Origin of the sequence: Microcoleus sp. K5-D4, assembly GCF_036704575.1 — a bacterium.
In the GTDB taxonomy this organism is placed as follows: Bacteria; Cyanobacteriota; Cyanobacteriia; order Cyanobacteriales; family Microcoleaceae; genus Microcoleus.
This window is the reverse complement of record NZ_JAUBSD010000108.1, coordinates 1-21796: the sequence shown is the minus strand read 5'-3', so window position 1 is coordinate 21796 and position 21796 is coordinate 1. Positions and strand designations below refer to the sequence as shown.

Genomic DNA, 21796 nt, shown 5'->3' with positions numbered 1-21796 from the left:
TTTTAAATCACCCTAACCTTCCTTCAGTCTTGTCTTATGGTACTTTGGCTGCTTAAAAACTGTCCGGACTATTGTAAATAAATACTTAACTTGAAGTGATAAGAATAATAAAAATTTCCGTAGTGCGGCGAGGAAAGCCCGATTGAGCCAGACGCTCACACTACCGTTTCCACCCTAGCTACTATTGCATAACTTTTAACCATTGCTATTAGTTATAGTTCACGGCCCTACAACATAATTATTTTTTATTCTTCTACTGTTAAATCACTTCTTTTTTGGCAATAAGTTTATTTGCCGATAACCTTCTTCAAATTCTCTAGTTATTGTAGCCTGTTTTTGGCAATATAGTATTGATTCCCTATTTTAAAATCTTCCCTCTAAAATGGTATGAGATAAAAATTGAGAATGGCTATAATCAATCACCTAAATTTATAGGGATTCAAAGGTAGCGGTGAAACCATTTAAGGTTAAGCATTCTTCCATAAATTCCTCTACATCATTGACATCCTCAAGCTGATATTCCATGATGCGTTGAGCATCGCCTTTCATCTTTTTGGAAGAAAGAGGTGTGGCAGGATATTTGGCAGCGATCGCTTTGAAAGCTTTGGAATGGGTATCCCAGCTTGCAGCAGAACATTTTATGATTAAAAGCCACATGATTAAATTCCTTCTTGTGTTTGGTTGATTAATAGTCTGACACGAGTAACACTTAGGTCGATAATGCCGAAAAATCAAGGGATTCTGTGGTTTGGAAAAAAGCTAAAAGCCGAGCCACTATGTGAGCAGCACCACCCTTAACATTAGACTCAACATTCAAAGGCATCACCGGATCGTGGAGTGATAAGCGTAACAGAAACCAGCCGGATTCGCTAGGTGACGTGCAGGAAATTCGCAGACCTTCGTAGTTATTGGGAACTATTTTCCAGTCTGCTTGCGTTGAGACAAATTGTTGCAGTTGTTCAATAACGCGCTCGCCGTGAGCCTTGAAATCATCTACACCAAGTTTAATCCGAAATTCTGCACTTTCTTCGGGTTCTTTTAAATTCGCAATTAAATCTGGCAAAGATTGGTTTGCTAGCTTGGATTTAGCCAATTCAATCAATAATTTGCTAACCAAATAAGCGCCATCATCAAGAAAGTAATTTTCTTTCAAAGCTCCATGTCCAGAGGTTTCAATCGCCAGCCATGATTCCTGTCCGGCTTCATTGAGGCGAATCGACTCGTCAATCACATTTTTGTAGCCGCGTTTAAAGCGATGGTGAATCCCTTTTAAATCTTGTTCGATGAATTGTGTCAAGCCATCGGAGGTGATAGAATCAGTAACAATGGTAGAGCCTGGGTGTTCTTGTAATACGATCGCAGAAATCAAGGCAATTAAGCGATTGCGATTGAGTTCCTTGCCCACTTGATCGACGGCCGCACTGCGATCGACATCGGTATCAAAAATAATCCCAAAATCAGCTTGGTGTTCTATTACCGCTTGACAAATTGACTGCATTGCCTGTTTATCTTCGGGATTTGGCACATGATTGGGGAAAGTACCATCGGGTTCTAAAAACTGACTGCCCGTGGTGTCTGCACCTAAAGGTTTTAAGACTTTATCAACATAAAAACCGCCAGCACCGTTGCCTGCATCCACAACAATTTTTAGTCCTGTTAGTGGTTCCTCAAAATTATCGGGATGATTGACTGATTCCCTAATCTTGGTGACAAATTGGTTAGCATAAACTGAGATAAAATCATGCTTTGCAATCTTACCGGGCGATGAGGCTGGCTGAAAGTAATTGCTTTGGGCTAGTGTTAAGATATCTGTAATATCCTGCTTTTGTAACCCTCCTTTGGGAGTGAAAAACTTTAAACCATTTCGATTAAATGGCAAATGGCTAGCAGTGAGCATAATCGCGCCGTCGCAATCAAAACCAGGGGTAATGGTACTCATAAACATGGCGGGGGTTGAGGCCATGTCAAAGTCGTACACTGTTGCACCAACTGAGGCGATTCCCTCGATCACTGCTTGCATTAAGGTTTGCCCTGATAGGCGACTGTCACGCCCGATCGCGATCGTTAATTCGGCTGCTGGTTTATTGACTTTTTGCACCAGCCAACTGACAAAGGATTTACCTAAGATTGTCGCAATTTCGGGCGTTAGGTTGACTTTTTCATTGGGAACGCCTTCGAGGGCGATACCGCGAATGTCTGATCCATTTTGAAGTTTTGTCCAGTTGAAGATTTGCATAATAATTGATGGTAAGTAAAAATATCGGAGTCGGCGGTTGAAACCGATCATACAAAGTTTTGTCTGTGGCTAGACGATTCGAGTCAGCTTCGCCGCACGTCTTTCGCGGACTAATAAATATAGCCTTTCTCAGAAATATGAGGTACTATAGGGCATAGGCCTCCGTGGGCATAGGGCATACCTCACTTTTTTGATAACCCCTGTAAACAGGGGAGAAATTTTGGATTTGGTATTATTAGTCATTAGGGTGACAGAGTTTTTCAATTCAATCAGCTAATCGGCATTTAAGTTGTATTTAAAGAAACAATCCCAGTCTTGTGGGTGGGATTTGAGCAACCCCCAAAATATCCAATTGAAATGTTGAACCGCTTACTGGGAATTTTAGCCCCATCACCGCTAAGATTAAGCTCTCATTCCTTAGTCGCGTTCAACGCTGTAAATTGCCTGCAAGCGGAACTCACCATGAGGGGGAACTTCCACAATATCTGTAGCTGCATTGGTCGTTTCTACGCAGAGTAAGCGCTGATAATCTGCATCATCAAGGTCGGCCATATTTGCAGAAATTGTCACCCAGGGATTCCACACTACGACGGATTTACTACCAGAGGATTTAATGCGAATCCGACGATTGAGGGCCCTATCGTCAATGACTAATTCCTTGGTGACATCGAGATAAATGCGATCGACTTCACCTGTTACTACCACTGCACCCACTTGAGTTTTTTCGACACCACCATCCGCTTTATCAAGATACTGGCTATTTTCTAAACCTAAAACCTGCACACGGTTGATATCCCCGACTTGGAAATAGGTGTGGAAAGCTTGGGTGAGGGGAAATGCTTTGGCGCCTAAATTGCGGGTGATTAATTCTACAGTGAGGCTGGTGCCGATCGTAATCACGATCGCCAGTTCAAAGGCTTGGGGCCAAATTGCTCTAGTTTCATCGGTATCCTTGAGTCCTAGAGTGACTTTGGTTGCGCCGTCTGGGGTTGTGGCGGTTTCTAGCACATTCCAGAGGCGATTCCGCACAAACCCATGACTCGGACGCCCCAAGGCTTCGGGATCTGGGCCAAACCATGGCCAACAGATTGGTATACCGCCTTTGATGGCTTTCCCTTCGGCATAGTAGGCTTTTTCGCTGACGAACATCAAGTCTGTGGCTTCGGTGGCTGGTTGAAAGGAGAGAACTTGACCGGAATACACAGAAATTAAGGCTTTGGCTTGACCGTTGTCGATGTGAATCATCGGGAAACCACCGTTTCCGGTGGCGAAGGTGAGGTTCCCGGCAATGCCGTAGTCTGTGTTTAATTGGTCAATACTCATGCTTTTGGCTTGGTGAATTGCTTTACAATTATCCGATATTATGGTTGCTAGATTGATTAGATTGTTGAGTTTGACCTGCGAGGGTGCGATCGACACAAGGATGCAGTCAGAGAAACGGCTGGCGAGTCCCCACACATCGCGACGGGATGTGCGATAGAACGCGCACTTGCACGCTCAAATGTTGCACCTTTCCGTCTCCCGCCACTTGGATTTGGCGGGTACCGGGGCGATTGAGTGGCGTCGTCGGCAGCAGGGCCCGAAAGCGATTGGTGCCCCTAGGAAAAGCTGGGTAGTTTTTTTGCTGTACGGAAACCGTTGGAGTTCCCCTGCTGCTGTTTACGTGAATCATTACTGACAGCGTATCTCCTAGTTCGGGAGTTGCCGGCGTCACCTTCACCTGCAAAGCTTGTACCGGGGATACCAAACTGAGAATGCTCGCGATCGTTCCCCCGCTCAAAATCGCCTTCTTCATGTTTGCTTTCAATAGCCTGCATCCAAAAATAGCGCCCGCAACTATTTTCCCACTTTGTCCGCAGTTGGCTCGATTCGCAGTCGCAGTGATGACGGATATCCTTAATCTTTGTCTGGCTAATGTTACCCAAAAATTCTAATTTTAGTACCCTCTCACCGCAAAGGATAACGCACTATTACGACTTGCGCCAAGTCAGCAAATGTATCGGGATTTAGTCAGAGCGCAAGGCGCTATTTGCCGACTTTGTAGCAAAGCTGCATCACAGGATGTTTCACGGTTTCGAGGGCGGTATAATTTTGTTATTCTGAGTGGAGGGCGATCGCAGCGAATCATCTGGGATTGTGGGAAAATACTGAGATGTTTCACTTCCGTGCGCTGCATTTAACAGGACACAGAAACACTTATGTCAAATATATTATAAATTTTCAATATTTGACATAATTATTATTTAAATGCCACTGTTGTAGATATTACAGAGGTTAAAATGCCATGCCAAGCGATCGCGATAGACCCAGAGAATACGATGCAGTCAAGGGGGGGCAAAATTCAATTCCTGTAGGTGCGGCGGTACAGGGAGGAATTGCCGGCGTTAAAAGCCGATTGGCCTTGCCCTCTGTCGAAGCTAGAATCGCCGCACTCTCCGAAGCGCTGAATTATGGAGATGCAGGATTAGATTTGATACTGGGAGCATTGCAGGATGAGTCAGTACAGGTTAAATTAGCTGTCTATTCACTACTGAAAGATAGAAATGAGGAGAAGATAAAACAACATTTACAAAACTATTTTTTTGATTTTGATGTCATCACTGTTAATTCTAATGGACGAGAAAGCAGCCGCACCAAGTCGTTTGCTTTCTACTTCCCCGAAGACCTAGGAAATGGAATTGTGTTGGAAATGGTTTACATTCCCGGTGGCACATTGATGGTAGAGTCGCCAGTAACAGAAGTTGATAGATATAGAGATTATGGGGAAGGTGAGAAGCCTCAAGTCACAATACCCGCTTTTTATGCAAGCAAATACCCCATCACCCAAGCAGAGTGGGAAGCAGTTATGGGAAATGAAACCAACCAATCGAGTTTCACAGGCGAAAAACGTCCTGTTGAAAATGTATCGTGGCGGGAGGCATTTAGATTCTGTAAAAAACTATCGCAAAAAACCAGTAAAAAATATCGTCTTCTGAGTAAAGCAGAATGGGAATATGCTTGTCGTGCCGATGCAACAGCAGCCCCATTTGAGAGTGATTATTTGTCAATTATCCAACAAGTTAACCGTGAGGGCAATCATCTCGACTTTGATGCACCGCAGGGTTTTCATCGCCAAGTAAAGAATGTGGGGAGTTTTGGGCCCAATGCTTTTGGACTTTACGATATGCACGGCAAGGTTGCGGAATGGTGTGGCAATAGTGGCTTGGATAATACCGATGAAGGCCCCGAATCGACAGGCGGTATTATCTCACTCTCAACAAGGATGTTGCTTGAGTCTATCAGTCATACACCCCAGTGGTACCGCATGATGCACCTGTGTCACAGCCCGTATCAAGAAGGCATCGGCTCTTCTTTGATAGAGGGTGTTCGCGTAGCAATGTCGTCGTATTCTTCCCCCTCCTAGTTTGTCCAGCAAGGGTTCTTCTTTTCTCTTTAGCCCTTTTTGTTCTTTTCTCCATTATTTGTAGGGTGCGTGGCTTTCTACAATCTGCAAATGCGATCGGCATCTCACAGCGACGCACCATCCAAAATATGTTGCGATCGAACTGATTCGGATCTGCGGTGCGTCGCTGAAAAATTTCTCGATTTTTTTTAACGGAGATTAAAGATACAGGACTTAGGCACTCGACCAAAGAAACCGGGTTTTTTACCGAATCTGCGGATCGCAACGAAGTATTTCCGTAAAAAAACCCGGTTTCTGGACGCCCGTGCGTAAGTCCTAATATTTAAAATATGCCAAGGTCGATCGCACATCAGGAAGGATAAAAAATATCATCCTCAATCTTCCTCTTCCCGATTCAATTCAAAAATTTATTAACGAACAAGTGGCAAGCGGAGGCTACAGCAATGCAGCAGAATATATCTTGCACCTAATTCGCCAAGAACAACCAAGAACCGCGCGGGTTGAGTCGTTATTGTTGGCTGGTTTGGATAGTGGCAATTCTCTAGAGATTACCGATGATTGGTGGGAGCAAAAACGCGCCTATAAGGTTGTTAGTTAATGGTTTTAAGAATTATGTGATTTTTTATTTTTTAGGACTTACCCAGGGGAAATCAGAAACCGGGTTTTTTTACGAAAATATTCAATTGTGACCCGCAGATTCGCTAAAAAACCCGGTTTATAGACCTGGGGGTGCGTAAGTTATATGCTTCCAGCATTCTCGATTTTTCACCTAGATTAAATATAGCGACGCACCCTACCAACTCCGAAATCACCCTGCAATTAGCTTGCTTGTACCTTCGGAAGACTCAGTTTTTCAACTATATTTTTCCGCAGGTAAACTGTCAGCGGTTTTTCAACTAAAGAGTAAAAAATGCAGCCAGCGATTACAGTTATCAGTGCTACCAACGCAGGTGCAAAAAAGCTATCGAAATATTTTCCTAGATTTGCCTTTTGCAGCAATTTGGTAGTTGCTGAAATCAGCGGGCCGTGAGTTAAAAATATCGAGTACGAGGCATCTCCTAAGTACGTGAAAATCTGAGGTATTTTCGGAGAATCTTTGAGATCGATCGAGGTGGCAGCAATGATTAACAGAGCGGCTAGCACTGCAAAAGTAGTGACGCGCTCAAACTTTATGTTTCCCCATGCGACGAGCATTCCTAAAATAACATATCCTAAATTTGCAATTCCAAACAATATCCACCTGTACTTACCAATCTTATTGTTACATTTAATCACTATATAGGCAGCCAAGCAGCCCAGAACAAATTCTAGATTCATATTGCCAAATACTTGATTTAGCAAGAAAAAAGATTTGGGGAAGCTTATAAGTTTACAAAAGTTTAAAATCGTTACCAATAGCCAAGCCGAAAGTATAGGCACCGAATATTTAGGTTTCAACCAGATAGCTATACTGAACAGGAAGTAAAAATATAATTCGTAAATTAAAGTCCAACCTACATCCAGAATGGGCTTGTCCTTTTGAGGAATCAAGAGCAGCGACAAAATTACCTGTCCCAAACTTAAATCTTTATTGTTAGCAAAACCAGGAATTACTAGAAAGAAACACAAAACTGTTAGAGTAATTATCCAGTAAATCGGGTAAATTCGCACGCCACGTTTGACTAAAAACGATTTTAACTGATCCTTTTTACCGATCGCCGATCGGTGAACATACACCATGATGAAACCGCTCAATACAAAAAAGTAATCAACACCGCTCCACCCAGCCTGAAATAAATTAAAAAAAGTAACTTGATTTAATCTTTCAGCACTCATATCGTTGAGGTGAAACATTACCACTAAAACAGCCGCAATCCCTCGATAAACTTGCAAGAGGTTAAGCTTTTTGTGAGGAGTTGAACTCTGTGCCATGAGAAAATACCTGGGTCAAGGGTGGCCGTTGTGCTTGTTCCTCAACTATAGTCAACGCCCTAAACATAGTCAACACATTAGACACTATAATATAACTTTATACTTTTTTCATAAACTTGTGCAAGAAGACTTCCGACTGATCGTTGACTTAGTTCTAGTTCTCGCTGCTGCCGCAGCAGGAGGACTCTTTGCATCGCTATTGCGACAGCCGGTAATTCTCGGGTATCTCCTGGGAGGGATCGTAGTTGGGCCGGCAGGTTTGGGGCTGATTAAAGAATTAATTCAGGTAGACACCCTGGCTGAATTCGGGGTTGCCTTTCTGTTGTTTGCCTTGGGAGTGGAATTTTCGTTCGCCGAACTCCAGAAAGTTAAAACCATTAGTTTGGGCGGGGGGGGCTTGCAAATTGTGCTGACGATCGCCATTACTACTGGAATTTCCTTGGCTGTAGGCTGGGTAGAATCGCCTGCTCAAGGGGTGTTTTTAGGAGCGATTCTGTCGCTTTCCTCGACTGCCGTTGTACTCAAGTGCTTGATGGAGCGCAATGAATCCGGTACTTCCCACGGTCAAGTCATGCTGGGAATATTAGTAGTTCAAGATTTGGCTTTGGGGCTAATGCTAGCCGTTTTGCCGGCACTCAATCAGCCAGCAGAAGAGATCGGCATGACGGTAGCGTGGGCCCTGCTGCGGATCGGGTTATTTGCTATCGGTGCTGTAGGCGCGGGCATTTGGCTCGTACCGCAGTTGCTGCGCTACCTGGCGAAAACAGAAAGTCGGGAACTGTTTTTGCTGGGAGTTGTGGTTTTGGCTTTAGGGATTGCGCTGCTGACAGAATATTTGGGTTTTTCGATCGAGATGGGCGCATTTGTGGCGGGTTTAATGATTTCGGAGGTGGAATATGCCGACCAAACTCTAACTTATGTCGAGCCTTTGCGAGATATTTTTGCATCCTTATTTTTTGTCACCATCGGAATGTTAATCGACCCGGTGTTTCTCTGGAACCATCTAGAATTAATTCTGGGACTGGTATTTCTAGTATTTATCGGCAAATTCTTGATCATCGCGCCGATCGTCCGACTATTTGGCTATCCCCTAAAAACAGCATTAATCACAGGTTTGGGCTTAGCTCAAATAGGAGAATTCTCCTTTGTACTCGCTAGTTCTGGTCAAGTTATGGGGCTGGTTTCGCGGGACGTTTACTTGTTAATTTTAGGCACGACAGCAGTCACCCTCGTGCTGACTCCGTTTGTGTTGAGAAGCGTGCCTCAGTTATTGAAATGGGCGGAAAATTTCGGGCCTTTACAGCGCTATTTTGACGAAACATCTCAACCTGTGGCAATAGCTGAAAGTTTGCCGGAACAAAATTATGTTGTGGTTTGCGGCTACGGGCGAGTCGGTAGAATTTTAGTCAAAATGCTGCAAAGCCGCAACTGTTCAGTTGTGGTTATCGACGAGTCAGAAAGTAGAATTCAAGATTGCAGAATGCAAGGAATTCCTTACATTTACGGGAATGCTGCCAGCTTGCACGTATTGGAAGCCGCCCGGGTGGAAAGGGCAAAAGCAATGGCGATCGCCCTTCCCGATCCCATGAGCACTCGCTTGTGTCTGAAGCGGGCTTTAGAATTAGTCCCGGATTTGGATATTGTGGTGTGCGCTAACCAAGATAAAGACATCGAACTGCTTTACCAACTGGGGGCCTGGGAAGTCGTGCAGCCGGAGTTTGAAGCCAGTTTAGAACTGTCTTCCCACTTGCTGGCTGGCATGGGGCTCTCGGCAATGGCGATCGGGCGAGATGTGCAGCAAATTCGCAGCAGCCGCTATCTGGAATTGCGCCCACCGCGCGAACCTTTGGCGGTTTCGCGGGATTTGAAAGTGGCGGTTCGAGATATGAACAGCGAGTGGTACAGCTTGCCGTCGGGTTCTCCCATAGCCAGCATGACTCTGGAAGAAACTAACCTGCGCCAGTTGACAGGGGTCAGCGTGATGGCGATCGTCCGCGAGAATGGTGAGGAAATTGATTATCCTAACGGCAAGACAGCTTTGCTGTCGGGCGATCGACTTTTTGTAGTAGGAGAACCGGAAGAACTCATCAGTTTTGAGTTGCTGGCGAAGGGCGAAGTTGCAGTTCCGCAGGGCGACAGTTCTTGCCAGTGGCTGAGGCTACCAGCAAAGAGCCCTTGGTCCGGCAAAAAACTGTCAGAGGTAGATGTGCTGACCCAGTACGGGGTGCAGGTGCGGGCGATCCGCCGGGAAGGGAAATTTACTCGCTGGCCCGACGGAACTACGAATTTGCAAGAAGGCGATCGTTTGCTGCTGTGCGGCGGCTTTTACGAACTCGGCTTGATGCAGCGGACGGCCTCACCACCGGTGCCGCAACCTGCTTTAAAGGTGCCTTTGGTCAAGGCCCAAGTCATCGAAAAGCTGTTTAGCGATTAGTCAGCGGGCAGTGGGCAGTGGGCAGTGGGCAGAAAAAGAAACTATTCTCAATGGCCCATGCCCCATGCCCCATGCCCCATGCCCCATTCACCATTCCCCACTCTCAGCCGTTGGGTTTGAGATAAGCAATTGCTGGTCGCGAGATCAGAATTTGTGTTTCTGAGGCATCGAGGAGGCAAATGCAGCTATTATCCTGCCAAAAAATTCTGCCAGCTACTAAGTCGCCGGTCAGGAGTTTGATCTCCACCTGTTGTTTGTCTTTGATGTAGCTTTGTATTAAGCGAACGCTGGGCAATCCGGTTTCAAATTCAGACATAGTTCAGAAAAATATAGTCAAATATTACCTTAAACCATATTCTTCTGTTTATACCGTTTAACCCTTACTGTCGCAACTACAAGCGCGTCTACGCGATGAGGCATAAACCCATTGGCGGTTCCTTTTCTACCGATATTCATTGAGGAATTGACATCAGCATTAATTAGATATCCCTGTAGAGTTATAAAAATTATATTTGTTTATATTTGACGAGAAAGGACTATAAATTGCATAAAGTTTTATAATACTGGGAAATGGGTAATTTGGTTATCAAATTATCTAATCAGTTTTAACCAAAAGAGGTTTGTTTTTATGCCGATCGAGTTTGCGAAGTATCACGGACTGGGAAATGATTTTATTCTGATTGACAACCGCCACTCGTCAGAACCGGTGATCACGCCAGAACAAGCTGTGGATTTGTGCGATCGACATTTCGGGATTGGCGCAGACGGTGTGATATTTGCTCTTCCGGGTCAAAACGACACTGACTATACGATGCGGATTTTTAACTCCGACGGTTCGGAACCGGAAATGTGCGGCAATGGGATTCGCTGTTTGGCTAAGTTTATCGCCGATTTGGAAGGGTCAGAGGCGAAAACTCAGTACCGCATCCACACTCTGGCTGGTGTGATTACCCCGGAATTGCGATCGGACGGTCAGGTGAAGGTGGATATGGGGGTTCCCCGGCTGCTGGCAGCGGAAATTCCGACAACTTTGGCTGCTGCGGATGCTAAAGCTATAGATGTGCCGATCGAAGTTGCCGATAAATCTTGGTCTGTTACCTGTGTCAGCATGGGAAATCCTCACTGCATTACTTTTGTAGAGGATGTTGCGGCTGTTGCTTTAGAAACTGTCGGGCCTCAATTCGAGCACAACAAAGCATTCCCGCAGCGTACCAATACGGAGTTTATTCAAGTGATACGTTCAGACTATGTAAAAATGCGGGTGTGGGAAAGAGGCGCGGGTGTTACTCTAGCTTGTGGGACTGGTGCTTGTGCTGCTGTGGTAGCTGGGGTGTTGGTAGGGAAGTGCGATCGGGTAACTGCGGTTGAACTCCCAGGCGGCGTTTTGGAAATCGAATGGGCAGAAGTTTCTGGGCGGATTTACATGACCGGGCCGGCACAGCGAGTATTTACTGGTTGTATGAGTGATTAGTCATTAGTCATCAGTCATCAGTCATCAGTTATTAGTTATTAGTGATTGGTCAGAAGTTTTTTTTGTTGAATGAACAAACAATAAAAATTATTGAATTCAAAATTTTTATTGAATTCTGACCAATGCCTTCCGCCTTCACAAGTTATTGGCTGCGGACTGAAGACTGAAGACTAATAACTAAGCCTGAAATCTAAAATCTAAAATCTAAAATCTAAAATCTAAAATTAACTAGGTGGGCTGGCATGGCTGGAGGTATTTATCTCATTCAGGACGACGACAGGCTGGTAGAAATGATGGAACAGCCCTACGACTCGGAAGACCAGTTACAAGATTTGCTAGTAACTTATCCTAATTTGATTGCGGGAGACCAAATCGATCGGGCTACGGCGCGCAGGTGGCTGTTAATTTCGCGGGAAGCTGCACCCAGCGATGAGGAAACAGCGGTACAGTGGTCGCTGGATCATTTGTTTCTCGACCAAAATGCCGTTCCTACTTTGGTGGATGTGCGGCGAACTCCTAATGCGGAACTGCGGCAAAAAGTTTTGGGTCAGTCGATCGACTATGCTGCTAATGCGTTGTTTTACTGGCCTGTCGATTCAATTATTGCTCTGTTTGAAGCTAATTGTCGCGATCGGGGTCGCGATCCTGAACATATTTTTGAAGAGTTTCTCGGTGCAAATGCTAACGAAGACCTATTTTGGCAGAAAGTTAAAACTAATTTGCAAGCCGGTAAAGTTCGCTTAGTGTTTGTAGCTGACGAGATTTCCGCTGAAATGCGCCGAGTTGTGGAATTTCTCAACGAACAAATGGACCCGGTTGAAGTTTTGGCCCTGGAAATTAAGCAGTATGTAAGTGAAGATGGTTTGAAAACGCTGGTTCCCAGAGTCATCGGTCAGACAGCCGAAGCACAGCAGAAAAAATCCAGCGCAACGCGCGAAAGAAGGCGCTGGGATGAATCTTCATTTTTTGCGGAAATCAAAGCTAGACGAGGCGCGGACGAGGCGCAAATGGCAAAAGCAATTTACTTGTGGGCAAAAAGTCAAGAACCCGAAGTTCAAATCCACTGGGGAACGGGGGACGCCTACGGCGGTTTCGCCGCTCAATTGCCTCAAAAGGGAAGAAAACCCTATCAGTTATTCACTGTAGATATTGCTGGTAGAATGGAAATTTCTGCTGATAATTATGGTTCCCAGCCGCCTTTTAATGCGGAACAAAATTGGCTGGAATTGAGAAGTAAGTTGAGTTCGATAGGTCTGTCGCTGCCTATAGAACCGGGTGAGAGAAGGTCGCCGAGTCTGGCTTTGTTTACTTTGCAAGATGAATCTGCCCTCAAGCAAGTTATGGAAACTTTTGATTGGGTGATAGAGCAAATTCAAACGTTATAGTTATCAGTCATTTGTAGGGTGCGTCAGAGCAAGTTATAGATTGATAGAATAAGAGTTTGGGCTTCTGACGCACCCTCCCCTATGTGCTGGGTAGTATGTATATGCCCGGTTCAGTGTCTGGCCCAGGCAGAATTTCACGGCTGCTTTTAACACCTTTACTTTCGCACAGATTTGCAAACGATTCTAAACCCTCTAATCTGGCTGCAAGTTCACTCAACCCATCCAAATATTCAGCTACAGCAATTTGGCGATGTGTCCATGTTTGATCAAATTTAGCAGAACTATAGGACATTTCAAACTCTACATCAACATAATTTTTTTTGCGTCGGATTTGGTCAGGAGATAAAGTGCGATCGCTTGGTGATATTTCCGTAATTCGTTCTACTCGTTCTGAGGTAATGTGGTTTTTAAACCGAGCATTAGTAAAGCGATAAGCAGTAGATAGATAAGTGTTTTCATCATTGATTAGTGCCTTACCCCATCTTTCCGCGACTTGTTTAAATTGGGGGATTTGTGACGCCAGTAATTCTTTAGCTTCTTGATGTTTCCCTATTTCTAAGAGAAGATTGGCTTCTGTTGCTAAGGCTACAGCCCAACCTTGAATAGAAACATCAGCATTAAGCATAATTTCAGCATCTAATTCTGGGGTAGCTTGCATTGCTTGATTACTGAGAAATAACCCCACCCTAGAAGCTGTTTTAATGGCCGATCTCGGTGATTCATCAGGAAAACGAGAGCGCTCGTCAAGTTCAGCTTTTAAAGCTGTAATTTCTTTAACTAGCATGGCTTGATGAAGATGGGAAATAGCTTTAGCAAGGCTTTTTTGCTTTTGGCGGCTATCTTCTACCAATAAATACAGATATTCCAATTGTCCAGAGATAATATCTAAGCGATTATCAATCCGATTTAAGCCAGCTTCAACACGTTTAAAGCCTTCTTCCATTGACTGTTGAATGTGACCTAATTTTTTTTGTACTTGGTTCAGTTTTGATCCCATATAGGCAAAGCCAGCAATACTGATACCAAGGTTTAAAACACTTGCGCCGGCAGCAATTTGACTTAGCCCCATCACTGAGGATAAGGTTTTTTCAAAGCCGATTAATTTACTATCGATACCGATTAATTTACTATCGATACCGATTAATTTATGATCAACACCTATTAATTTATGATAGTTAAGCGCATGACCAATAACATCAATTCCTGCCACAATGGGATCAAATGGAACAGTCATCAGTTTGCTAGTCAGTCCGGGAGTTTCGGCTAAATGGCGGACAATTTGACCACCCTTTGCAGTTCCCGCAGCCCATCTAATAACGCTTCCATAGCGTTTCATGGAACCATCAAGTAAACCCTTGATAATTTCTGGATTTTTAACTAAAAAAGTGGCATCAATCAGCATTTTACTTTCTCCTGTTTAGCGATTATAAACTCCCACTTTTTCATAGGCTTCTATTTTCAATCTATCAGACACTTTAACATCACCTGCTAAATCAGCTAATTTACGAAAAGCATCATATCTATCGAGTTGATTGACATTAGGCTTAAATCCTTCGTCAGATTGCTTGAGTTTTATCTCAACCAAGTAAATGTTATATTCTGATTCGGCTCCTTGGGCGACTGAATACTCATTAATATCTGGTATTTTCTGAGAAAGTTCAGTTTCAGATCCTAGCCATAAATATCTCGTAATTTGGTAAAGTTGTTCTCCCTCACTAACATCAATCTGCTTTTTGTCTTTTAGCGATTCAATAAAATCTGCGTGCGAGGCGGAAATCACTAAAACTAAAGAACGAGGTGGCGGTGGTAATACTGGTGGGGGATAAATTGCTCTTAATACTGCTCTTACTACTAATACTGCTCCTGCTAATACTGGTACTCCTACTACTACTATTAATAAACTATCCATATCACTAGATTCCATTTTTTAACTCCTGAATGTCATTAGGTTTAAAACTTGCTTCACTGACGAAAAATCTCTTGTAACTTTTTACAATCTGCTGTTGCATGATCTTTTTTAGCTTCAAACTCACGCCAAAACTGTTTTTTTTGCTCCAAATTGCCCTCAATAATACTTGATTGTTGCTGCAAATCACGTTCAGCTAGATTGGTAATCTCATCAACGGATTCTTTAAAGATATCGCTAACATAATCTAACCGTTGGAGAATCCACTCAAGCAAAATATCCCACAAACTCCCTTTCCCTTTCTCAATTCCACTTGACCATTGTTTTGCCATTAAGCCTGGAGACGGAAGGAAAAGTTCGATGTATTCACCGTCTGTTTTTTTAGAACGGTTTTGCTTAATATTATTTTCTGGAAACTGAAAAAATATTTCTGGTAAAGTTGGCAAGTTTGGAGCTAACTTTTTGCCTAAATTACTGATGGCTACTTTTTCAAGATTAATCGAAGAAAAATTGCCCTCGGTCAGAAAAACTTTTAGTTTCTTAACTTGTTCCTCAACTAATGATTCTAAAGCTTGTTCAAACTGTTGTGCGTTTGATTGTAGAACAAACTCTGCCCTTGCAGATATAGCTTCTCTCATCCTGTGATATAGCAAGCGAACATAGCGTTCATCATCTTCAAGTTCTTTTTTCCCCTTATCATCATCAGCCCGTATACGCTTAACTAAGTATTCTGACTCACCAGAAAATTTACTGAGTCTGCGACTAACACGATCATAGTATTTAGAAATATCCTCAGCTAATGAAGGTAATGTGACTTCCCTTAGTTTATCTCTTAGCTCAAAAGCTCCTTGATTATTTTTAAAAGCCTCGCGAACGAGAACAATTAGAGATGTGGTTAAATCCCCTACTACATTTTTTTTAACCGCATCAAATTCAAGTTCTTTTTTCCCCTTATCATCATCAGCCCGTATACGCTTAACTAAGTATTCTGACTCACCAGAAAATTTACTGAGTCTGCGACTAATATGATCATAGTATTTAGAAATATCCTCAGCTAATGAAGGTAATGTGACTTCCCCTAGTTTATCTCTTAGCTCAAAAGCTCCTTGATTATTTTTAAAAGCATCGCGAACTGGAACAATTAGAGATGTGGTTAAATCCCCTACTATATCTTTTTTAACCGCATCAAAAATCCGCTGAAATCCATTACGTCCTTTTTTTACAGCCTCTTGTACGAGTTTATCATTAATTTTAGGATCATCGCTGTCCAAGCCTGCTTTCAGTCCCTCAATTTCTACCTTAAATTCTTTCCCAACTTCTTTGATATTATGAAAATAATGACGGCTTTTATGTATTTTATTTCTTTCTTGCTCAAGCTGTTTCTCTTGGGAAATTTTTATGGGGTGAATCCGAATTTCCAGAGATTCTGCTAAAGCATTGTAAGGATCGAATACTTCCAACAATGCAGGAAGTATTACCAGTTCAGCAAATGATTCTTGAACCCGCACACGGAAACGATCCCAAAGTTCTCTACCTCCACTCCATTCTAAAGAAGAGTGGAGAATTTGCCGCATGGTTTCATCATCAATAGTCTTATTGTCATCTACCCGATCTTCAATATCGCGAAACCAATTCTTTAAATCGCGGTTCTCCTTAGTATTTAATTTAATAACTCCTGCACAGTCTTGAAACATAGCTTTAAGGAGTTTTAACCGTATCTCCTGACTGATCACTGACGGTTCGTTAAAAGCTCCTGAACCCCAAGCACACTGAGCATAATATAAAAGACGAGCATTAAAAGGCAGAACATCAGGAAGTTCTGGAAGCGATAAGACCTCTTTAATTTCTTCTCTTAACTTATCAATCCGCTCTGATAGGGGTAAATCATCTGCTCCTCGGTTATCAACCCGATTTAAGATAAAAATCATCGAATCTGTGCGACCTTGTAGATCTTCGACAACTTTCTTTAATTCTTCTAATAAGCGTTTTCTGTGATCATCATCTACCTGCATATAGTCTAAAGCCACTAAACTAAAAGCTTTATTAAGTTGCTTTTGGATAGTTGCTAAGTTAGCCCGGTCTTGAACTGATTTCAGTCCCGGTAAATCAATCAATTCAACTCCGATTCCGTTGGGTAAACCCAGTAAAGAAGCATCACAAGCAGGTAAAAGAGGAACATAAGCTGTTATTTGTGGCGCAACATACTCACGCTTTGTCCGCGCCGCGTGATAGGAGTGCATCACAGTGCGAATTCGATCGTATAAATCCTCATCGCTTAATCCCGTCCATTCACCAGTATCCCAAGCAGCATCTTCCGTTTCTGCAATCATTAATCTCTGTTCTTGAGAATGTTTGATGGTTAATACACCCCCACTCATTTCTCCGGCTTCAATCGGTGCGATTTTTCGACCAATCAGCGCGTTAACAATCGTTGACTTTCCAGAGGAAGTTGTGCCCAGAGTAGCAATCCGAAAACTAGGATTTTCTAGGCGTTGGACGGCTTCTTGATAAACACTTAAAAAATCCTGTAGGCAAGATTGAATCCCCGAATCAGCAAAAACATCCGGGGACGAGTTGACTAAGCTAGAGACTGAGTTGCCTAATTCTTGTAAAAGGTTGCGGGTGTTGTTTAACTTAGATTCGATTACAGGCATGGCAAAAATGCTTCCTTAATGATCTTTGTTAACTATAACTAAGGAGGCACGGCGTCGGACATCGTACATCCACGGATGTTTTAAACCTTGCCACAAAATAAAGAGTGACTCTTAAATCAACTTGTAGAGTGCGTCGGAGATTGATTATTTGAATTGTAACAGGTTTATTCTGCTCTGGGGCATCCTACGCACCTTGCTGTCCCGCACCTTGCGTTATATTTTTCGGGCGGGCGGGACACCCCACAATAATTTCATCAAACTTGACTGTAAAATTTGTATGCGCCTGAGCTTGTTAATCTCATTATTATGTTTAGGGGATAATGGGTGTCATCCTTAACATAATAATGAGTTGATGCAGAGTGAGCGGCCGATCATCGCTAATAACCAATAACCAATGACTATTGATAGCGAATGTTTGCTTGTTTCAAACGTCGCAATGCTTCTCCCAGCCGATCGCAATCTGCAATTAAACTAATTCTCACATATCCTTCCCCGCCCGGCCCAAAAGCATTACCAGGAGTCACCACAACACCGGTTTGCTGCAAAACATTCAGGGCAAAATCAGTCGAGCTCATCCCCGGAGTGCAGGGAACCCAAAGATACATGGCAGCCAGAGGTTTAGGAATATTCCACCCTAATTCTGCCAATCCCTCCACCATGAAATCCCGGCGAGTCCTGTAACGATTCTGCACTTCGTGCAAGTAACTATCGGGCAATTGCAGTGCTGTTTCTGCTGCTGTTTGCAATGCGGAAAATATACCGTAATCTAGGTTAGTTTTTAATGTCCGCAAACCTTGGATAATTTTGCTATTTCCTACTACAAAACCGACGCGCCAGCCTGCCATATTGTAGGTTTTGGACATTGTGTGAAATTCGACGCCGATTTCTTTACCGCCGGGAATTTCTAATAAACTTGTCGGTTGATAGCCGTCAAAGGCTAATTCCGCATAACACAAATCGTGAACCAGCAAGATTTGATGTTTGTGTGCGAAAGCCACAATATCTTTGTAAAATTCGCGGGGTGCAGTTGCTCCAGTCGGATTACTGGGATAATTGAAATAGAGTATTTTGGCTTGTTCGGCTACGCTGTCAGGAATGTCGGCTAAGTCAATTACCCAGTCATTTTCCGGTTTGAGGATGATGTTGTGAACTTTTGCACCGGCGATAATCGGGCCGCGAAATAATACCGGATAAGCGGGACTTGGTACTAATATTACGTCGCCTGGATTGATATAGGCGATCGCAAAATGTGCTAAACCTTCTTTTGAACCCAACAAAGGCAATGCTTCGCTTTCTGGATCGAGTTCAACGTTGTAGCGGCGGCTGTACCATTTAGTAATAGTACGGCGGAAACTGGCAGTTCCTTCAAAGGGTGGATAGCCGTGATTGGCAGTATTTTGGATGGCTGCGACAGCGGCTTCTACTACTGGTTGAGGAGTGGCACCGTCGGGGTTTCCCATTCCTAAGTCTATTAAATCGAGTCCTTGTTCGCGGGCGCGGGCTTTGAGTTCGTCGAGACGGGCAAATACGTAGGGCGGTAGTTTTTGCAACCTGTCAGCAGGGCTAATCCAATCCAAGGTCATTTATTTTTTGTCAGTTGTCAGTTTTCCTGGTTTGTAGTAAGGACTTTCGTCCTTGCTAGCACAGCCTTTTCAGGACTTTAGTCCTTACTACAAACTGTTTTAATTCTTAATCTTTAATTCTCCCACAGGTGCGGTGGTAGAAACCATCGCTGCCATTAATTGTTGGGGAACAACTTTAAAAGGCAGTCGGTGGATGTCGGAATTGGGATTGCAGGCTATGTCGGCGGCGCGCTGCAATTCTGTAATGGTAATGTCTCCGAGTCCGAGGTTGTCTAAAGTTTGGGGTAATCCAATCTCGGCGTAGAATTTTAGCAGTTGCTGTCTGGCGCTAGCGGCGAGTTGATTGTTTTGCAGCATTTCTTCTAGTCGCAGTTGTACTAAAATGCCGTAGGCAACTTTTTCGCCGTGCAATGTGCCGTGACTTGCTAATAGATGAGTTAGGCCGTTGTGGACGGCGTGGGCGGCGACGGTGCGACATTGGGCGCCGCCAATTCCGCCGATTATTCCTGCTAGCAATACGGCTGCATCTGTGACTTCTTGCCAGGTTTCGCTACCGGGTTCTTTGAGGGCGGCGGCTGATTTTTGGAATAAAATATCGCGCAGTATTCTAGCTTGTTGAACGGCGGAAATTATCAGGGTTTGTTCGGAGTGTCCGCTGCTGACTGATGCTTCGTACCATTTGGCGATCGCATCTCCAATTCCTGCTACTAATGTCCGCTGTGGTGCGGTTTGAATTAAGCCGTAGTCGAGTATTAATAAGTCGGGACATCTGGCTAATGTGACATCGTATTGGAATGCACCTTGTTCTGAATAAATGTTAGAAAGGGCTGTCCAAGCGGCACAGGTGGCGGCTGATGTGGGTATGGTGACGATCGGGATTTTGCACTGATGGGCGACGAGTTTGGCTGCGTCTAAGGCTTTGCCGCCGCCGACACCGATGATGAAATCGGCTTGATGGGTTTGGGCTGCTGCGCGGAGGGTTTCGAGGCTGGTTTCGCTGCAATCCTTGCCGTATGCTGTTTCGGCGGATTTTAACTGCTGCTGTTCGAGGATTGGTTGCAGGTAGGGTTGGGCGGCGGCGAGGGAGTTGCTGCCGCCGACGATTAGCGGTCGCTTTCCGAAACGGGCGATCGCATCTCCGGCTTGTGTGATCGCCGATCGACCTCGCAATACACAGGCGGGAGCAATTGTCAAGGAATAAATTGCAGTTGGGGTGGCGGTTTTAGTGCTTTGGGTTTGAGTCATCGAACCACTGGATAAGTGACGAGAAGGTTGACGCTTTGCAGGATTGCTGGATTTTATAGGATAACTCTAACCCATGTTGGGCGATCGGGTAAGTTTTGTAAAGTCTTTATTAAGTATTGTGCGGGGTTGGGGGATGGGAGGGCGGAGTTGAGGGCGGGCGATCGAACGATCGTTAGAATTGAGGCTTAACGTACAAATCCCAGACTCGTTTCACTTCTGCTGCATCCGGTTGAGAAATTTGCCCGATTTTCCCTAACAACAAAGACTTCTCCAGAGAATCTAATCTAGACAAACGCACTGTTGAAGCAACGCGCAAACCGCTAGCCGACCAATCATTAAGCAATACATCAGTTTGGGTGCGAGGTTTTGCAGAAGTAACGGCTGCTGCTACTACATCCTCGCCATCTAACCACAGTAAAAGTACGGGACGTTTTTTAAAGCCTGCGCCACTTGTAAAGGGAATATTTGCCACCCAAAAATCACCCGGTTCAATAGTCGTCATAGAGTCCTTCGTCTTCGGGTGCGTAGCCTTTCAAAAAAGCATCGTGACTGCGAGTAATAGCTGAGTCAATTAAATATTCTTCGCTGTTGACTGCAAAAAACTCTGTTAATTGGGCAGCGGTTAAATCTTGTTGGGTTGTTATCTCTACAAACGGTTCTAGTATTGGAGGGGATTCTACTAATACCCTTAAACAATCAATAAATGAGCGCTTGGAATGCGGTAGTTCTGTTTGCGAAATATTAGATTCAGAACTTTCATTCGATGGCTGTTTTACTTTTTGTGCTTGGTGTACGAGAAATTGCACAAAGTCAAGAACTTCCTGTCGCCTTTCTGTCGGAAGCAGTCGCAAATTTTCTAACAATGTTTTTTCGAGCTTTCCGAGTCTCAAAAAAATCACTGGATATGTGAAAGTTTTTGCTGGTTGGTTCATGGGAGTTTTACACTAACAGTAAAATTAATGTACTTATATGATTATAGCTGACTTGCTCGGTCTGCGTGCGATCGCCCTTACCAATCAATGTCTTTGATTTCAACAGCGATTTTATGCCCTTCTTTTTCGGCACTGAAAAACTTTTCTGCTCCTAAGTCGGCTTTCAAAAGAGTCTGCTCTAACACTAAGACTAAAGGATCGTCCGTAATTGTCCACCCGTCTTTTTCGAGGGTGCGACGCAGGGAGGAATGTAAATTATCGCGTCTAGACATTCGATATTCCAGAATTTAGGTTAGGAAAGCTCAGCACGAACCTCTTCAGCTCCCATGTCTTGTGGATGTCCCTTATTGTGAAAGTAAATATTCTAATATGTAATCAAAGATCGCTTTTTTAAGTGCGACGAGTAAGATGTTTGAGTCGGGTGGTGCGCCGTCGATCGAGAACAGAAGATTCCGACGGAGGTAAGAAGGGGTGGACAGACATGGGGAAGTTGCGGTATTTTTAGACTTTATTATGTATTGTATCGCATCTGCGGTACAATTATAAGTTGTGCCGTCGTGCCTGCAACAGAACGCGCTGAGCATTTTGAAGGTACAATTACTTTATGAGCGAAGAAGATATTTTTACTGAAGCATT

General features: G+C 43.9%; 19 protein-coding genes. 5 read left to right on the top strand and 14 right to left on the bottom strand.

Annotation, left to right across the window (positions count from 1 at the left end; genetic code table 11):
• Window positions 1–429: 429 nt before the first annotated feature.
• The 4 genes from QUA77_RS25420 to QUA77_RS25405 all read right to left on the bottom strand — a co-directional run bounded on the left by QUA77_RS25420 (window position 430) and on the right by QUA77_RS25405 (window position 4043).
• Entirely contained in the window at window positions 430–657 is a 228-nt protein-coding gene (locus QUA77_RS25420; RefSeq protein ID WP_333039991.1) for a hypothetical protein, read from the bottom strand.
• Between the two features lie 52 nt (window positions 658–709).
• Window positions 710–2236, bottom strand: a complete 1527-nt coding sequence (locus tag QUA77_RS25415) for a phosphomannomutase/phosphoglucomutase (protein WP_333453284.1) — start codon at window positions 2234–2236, stop codon at window positions 710–712.
• Window positions 2237–2653: 417 nt separating this feature from the next.
• The gene (locus tag QUA77_RS25410) at window positions 2654–3559 is read right to left on the bottom strand and encodes a D-hexose-6-phosphate mutarotase (RefSeq protein ID WP_333453283.1); all 906 of its coding nucleotides are present in this window, start codon (window positions 3557–3559) and stop codon (window positions 2654–2656) included.
• 106 nt (window positions 3560–3665) lie between these two features.
• Entirely contained in the window at window positions 3666–4043 is a 378-nt protein-coding gene (locus QUA77_RS25405; protein WP_333453281.1) for a hypothetical protein, read from the bottom strand.
• A 477-nt stretch (window positions 4044–4520) separates the two neighbouring features.
• Between QUA77_RS25405 and QUA77_RS25400 the strand changes: the two genes are divergently transcribed.
• Together QUA77_RS25400 and QUA77_RS25395 are read left to right on the top strand one after the other, a co-directional pair.
• Complete coding sequence (locus tag QUA77_RS25400; protein WP_333039986.1) at window positions 4521–5639, top strand: formylglycine-generating enzyme family protein; 1119 nt, start codon at window positions 4521–4523, stop codon at window positions 5637–5639.
• Between the two features lie 421 nt (window positions 5640–6060).
• Complete coding sequence (locus tag QUA77_RS25395; RefSeq protein WP_333453279.1) at window positions 6061–6237, top strand: hypothetical protein; 177 nt, start codon at window positions 6061–6063, stop codon at window positions 6235–6237.
• Window positions 6238–6458: 221 nt separating this feature from the next.
• Here QUA77_RS25395 and QUA77_RS25390 read toward each other — a convergent pair whose 3' ends face one another.
• On the bottom strand, window positions 6459–7550 hold the full coding sequence (locus QUA77_RS25390) for an acyltransferase (RefSeq protein WP_333453277.1): 1092 nt from the start codon (window positions 7548–7550) through the stop codon (window positions 6459–6461).
• A 118-nt stretch (window positions 7551–7668) separates the two neighbouring features.
• Here QUA77_RS25390 and QUA77_RS25385 point away from each other — a divergent pair, with 118 nt between their 5' ends.
• Window positions 7669–9984 carry a cation:proton antiporter gene (locus tag QUA77_RS25385; RefSeq protein WP_333039980.1) on the top strand — a complete coding sequence of 772 codons (2316 nt, stop codon included), beginning with the start codon at window positions 7669–7671 and terminating at the stop codon, window positions 9982–9984.
• Window positions 9985–10087: 103 nt separating this feature from the next.
• Here QUA77_RS25385 and QUA77_RS25380 read toward each other — a convergent pair whose 3' ends face one another.
• Window positions 10088–10300 carry an Hfq-related RNA-binding protein gene (locus QUA77_RS25380; RefSeq protein WP_333039978.1) on the bottom strand — a complete coding sequence of 71 codons (213 nt, stop codon included), beginning with the start codon at window positions 10298–10300 and terminating at the stop codon, window positions 10088–10090.
• A gap of 312 nt (window positions 10301–10612) precedes the next feature.
• Here QUA77_RS25380 and dapF point away from each other — a divergent pair, with 312 nt between their 5' ends.
• On the top strand, window positions 10613–11455 hold the full coding sequence (dapF, locus tag QUA77_RS25375) for a diaminopimelate epimerase (protein ID WP_333453274.1): 843 nt from the start codon (window positions 10613–10615) through the stop codon (window positions 11453–11455).
• A 242-nt stretch (window positions 11456–11697) separates the two neighbouring features.
• A complete protein-coding gene (locus QUA77_RS25370; RefSeq protein ID WP_333453273.1) occupies window positions 11698–12840 on the top strand; it encodes a hypothetical protein in 1143 nt (380 codons plus the stop codon).
• A 79-nt stretch (window positions 12841–12919) separates the two neighbouring features.
• On the opposite strand, the gene QUA77_RS25365 is transcribed toward QUA77_RS25370, so the two are convergent.
• The 8 genes from QUA77_RS25365 to QUA77_RS25330 form a co-directional block, all read right to left on the bottom strand.
• A complete protein-coding gene (locus QUA77_RS25365; protein ID WP_333453271.1) occupies window positions 12920–14242 on the bottom strand; it encodes a hypothetical protein in 1323 nt (440 codons plus the stop codon).
• A gap of 15 nt (window positions 14243–14257) precedes the next feature.
• Window positions 14258–14764 carry a hypothetical protein gene (locus QUA77_RS25360; RefSeq protein WP_333453269.1) on the bottom strand — a complete coding sequence of 169 codons (507 nt, stop codon included), beginning with the start codon at window positions 14762–14764 and terminating at the stop codon, window positions 14258–14260.
• A 38-nt stretch (window positions 14765–14802) separates the two neighbouring features.
• Window positions 14803–17400, bottom strand: a complete 2598-nt coding sequence (locus QUA77_RS25355) for a dynamin family protein (protein ID WP_333453267.1) — start codon at window positions 17398–17400, stop codon at window positions 14803–14805.
• Between the two features lie 398 nt (window positions 17401–17798).
• Entirely contained in the window at window positions 17799–18983 is a 1185-nt protein-coding gene (locus QUA77_RS25350) for an aspartate aminotransferase (protein ID WP_333061330.1), read from the bottom strand.
• A gap of 99 nt (window positions 18984–19082) precedes the next feature.
• Window positions 19083–20228 carry an iron-containing alcohol dehydrogenase family protein gene (locus QUA77_RS25345; protein WP_333453265.1) on the bottom strand — a complete coding sequence of 382 codons (1146 nt, stop codon included), beginning with the start codon at window positions 20226–20228 and terminating at the stop codon, window positions 19083–19085.
• Between the two features lie 172 nt (window positions 20229–20400).
• Entirely contained in the window at window positions 20401–20730 is a 330-nt protein-coding gene (locus QUA77_RS25340; RefSeq protein ID WP_333437304.1) for a type II toxin-antitoxin system PemK/MazF family toxin, read from the bottom strand.
• A complete protein-coding gene (locus QUA77_RS25335; protein ID WP_333453263.1) occupies window positions 20717–21160 on the bottom strand; it encodes a hypothetical protein in 444 nt (147 codons plus the stop codon). The genes QUA77_RS25340 and QUA77_RS25335 overlap by 14 nt, the downstream gene beginning before the upstream one ends.
• Before the next feature lie 77 nt (window positions 21161–21237).
• Window positions 21238–21432 carry an element excision factor XisH family protein gene (locus QUA77_RS25330; RefSeq protein ID WP_333453261.1) on the bottom strand — a complete coding sequence of 65 codons (195 nt, stop codon included), beginning with the start codon at window positions 21430–21432 and terminating at the stop codon, window positions 21238–21240.
• Window positions 21433–21796: the final 364 nt, after the last annotated feature.